The following is a 2,584-nucleotide window of genomic DNA, read 5'->3' as shown; positions in this document are numbered from 1 at the left end:
CCTGATCGTCATTAACTTCCAGTCCTGGCTCGATCCCCTCATTATCGTGACGGCCCTGTTCGGCGCCTTAGCCGGCATTGCCTGAGCATTATTCATAACCCATACGAATATTTCCGTGCCTGCTCTGATGGGGGCCATCATGACGATGGGCACGGCAACGGCCAATTCGATCCTGCTCGTCGCCTACGCCCGCGAGCGGCTGGCCGTCCATGGCGACGCGCTGCGAGCCGCGGCGGAGGCCGGTACGGCTCGCATTCGACCGGTGCTCATGACCGCTGCGGCCATGATCATCGGCATGTTGCCGATGTCGATGGGGAATTCTCCGAATGCGCCGCTCGGTCGCGCCGTCATGGGCGGATTGGCGATCGCAACCCTGTTCACACTATTTTTCGTTCCATGCGTGTACGCCATGATCTATCACCGACGAACCGTTATCGAAAAGGAGGCTGTCTAACATGAATAATTTACGCGGCAAAGGTGTCATTATTGCGGCCGTTATTTTATGTCCGCTCTATCTCGGTTACAGATTCTATGGAGGTCAGCTCGAAGCTGCGGCGCTGCAAGAGAGCACCCTTGAACGCGCCATACCGTCGGTCTCCCTTACGCAAGCGCATCCGGCGGAAGCGAGCGACACGATTACACTTCCCGGCAATATCCAAGCCTGGTATGAAGCGCAGATTTACGCGCAGGTCTCCGGCTACGTAAAGATGTGGCACAAGGACTATGGCGCCCTGGTTAAGAAAGACGAAGTGCTCGCTGAAATCAATGCACCGGCCCTCGACGCTCAATATAAGCAGGCGAAGGCGGATCTGGAAACCGAGCGCGCCAAGAATGTGTTGGCCGACTTGACCGCGAAACGCTATGTGGCGTTGCGACCAAATCAGGCGGTCTCTGAACAGGCGATCTCGGTACAGGTTCAAGAGGCAAAAGCCCAAGAAGCGAGAGTCAGAGCGGCGGAGCAGAACGTCCAGAACTTCGAGGCACTGATCCGGTTCAAGTCGATCGTCGCGCCCTTCGACGGGGTGGTGACCGCGCGCAATATCAACGTCGGGAACTACGTCAACAAGGAAGCCAGCCCTGGCGAAGGTAATTCCGGTGGGATCAGGGATCTCTTTACCGTCGCCGACGTCACCAAGATGCGGTTGTTCGTCAGCGTGCCGGAGTCTTTCGGACCGTTCCTCCAACCCGGTTTGACGGCCGACGTGACCGTGCCGCAATTACCCAATCGGCATTTTACGGCCAAGTTTCTGACCGTGGCCAAGGGATTCGATGTGAGCACACGCACCGCGATCACGGTCTTTACGATCGAGAACGATGACCGTGCGCTCTGGCCCGGATCCTATGCGACCGTTCGCATTACCGCTCCGGTCGAAAAAAACATCCTCACGATTCCATCGAGCGCGATGGTGTTTCAGGAGCATGGGACGCAGGTGGCCGTGGTGACAGAGGGTGACCAGGTGCATTTCAAACCGATTGTTGTGGCTAGAATTCTCGACAACACCGTCGAAGTGACGGACGGCATTTCAGCCAACGACCGTATCGTGAACAACCCGAGTGCCGCGCTGTTGGAAGGCAACAAGGTGCGCATCGTCACTCCCGCTCCGGGCTATGATCTTGTGACTCGAGAAGCTCCGGAAGCCGCTGTGCAAAAGAAACCATCGTCGAAGTCGTTATGACATCCGGGGATCTAGGGATAGGAGCAACTGTTTGCAAATGGCAATAGCAATGAGATCTGACATGTTACGCATTGGTCGTGCCTGGATGGAATGTTGCAGCATTGCGCTGGTGCTGCTGACGCTGTCGGCATGTAGTGATTGGCTGCCGCGGGCCAATTTGGCGCCGACCTATGAGCCGCCGCAATATGTGGTCCCGGCCTCGTGGCATGGGGCCAGCCCCTTCGTGGAAGCGAAACCGTCGGATGACGAGCTGCGCCCGGATTGGTGGAAACTGTATACCGATCCCGTCTTGGACAAACTGGTCGAGCAGGCCATGGCAGCCAATCCGGACCTCCAGGCCGCCGCCGAGCGCTTCGTCCAGGCCCGCAACCTGATGATGAAGGCTCGGGCGCAATACCAACCGCAGGTCGGCATCGATTTCGGGGGGTCGCACAACCGCCAATCGTTTGAACGCCTCTTTCGTGCCCCTGAGAGCCCGCTCCAACAAGCCACCATGGACCTTGGGGGGCTGGCCTCCTGGGAGTACGATTTATGGTCGGCGCTGCGCAATGCCGCCCGGGTGGAAACCTATCGAGCCCAGGAACGGGCTGCCGACTGGGGGCTGGCCCGCCTGAGCCTCCAAGCAGAGGTAGCGTCGGACTATTTCCTGCTCCGGGGGCTCGACGCGCAGACGGCCATCTATCAGCAATCGATTGATCTCTACAAAAACACGCTGGATCTCGTCAAAGCCCAGTTTGCCGGCGCGATCGCGTCCGCCCTCGATGTCGCCCGGGTGGAATCGCTGTACTACAGTACCCAGACGAAACTCGCGCAGGTGCAAGCCCAACGCCAGGTGACGGAACAGGCGATCGCCATTCTCGTCAATATGGCGCCGGCGAGTTTCACGATTGACCCGGTCAATGAGCTGC

General features: G+C 58.6%; 2 protein-coding genes and 1 pseudogene. All 3 read left to right on the top strand.

The features are described from left to right. A pseudogene (locus tag AB7F49_RS39400) lies at positions 1-454 on the top strand (efflux RND transporter permease subunit); the annotation flags it as partial. Between the two features lies 1 nt (position 455). Continuing rightward, on the top strand, positions 456-1,676 hold the full coding sequence (locus AB7F49_RS39395; protein ID WP_428533497.1) for an efflux RND transporter periplasmic adaptor subunit: 1,221 nt from the start codon (positions 456-458) through the stop codon (positions 1,674-1,676). A gap of 61 nt (positions 1,677-1,737) precedes the next feature. Continuing rightward, positions 1,738-2,584: TolC family protein (locus AB7F49_RS39390; protein WP_428533494.1), on the top strand; the 847-nt coding region annotated here is incomplete at its 3' end.

Origin of the sequence: Pseudorhodoplanes sp., from assembly GCF_050250235.1 — a bacterium.
Classification (GTDB): domain Bacteria; phylum Pseudomonadota; class Alphaproteobacteria; order Rhizobiales; family Xanthobacteraceae; genus Pseudorhodoplanes.
This window is presented reverse-complemented; position numbering and strand designations above follow the sequence as displayed.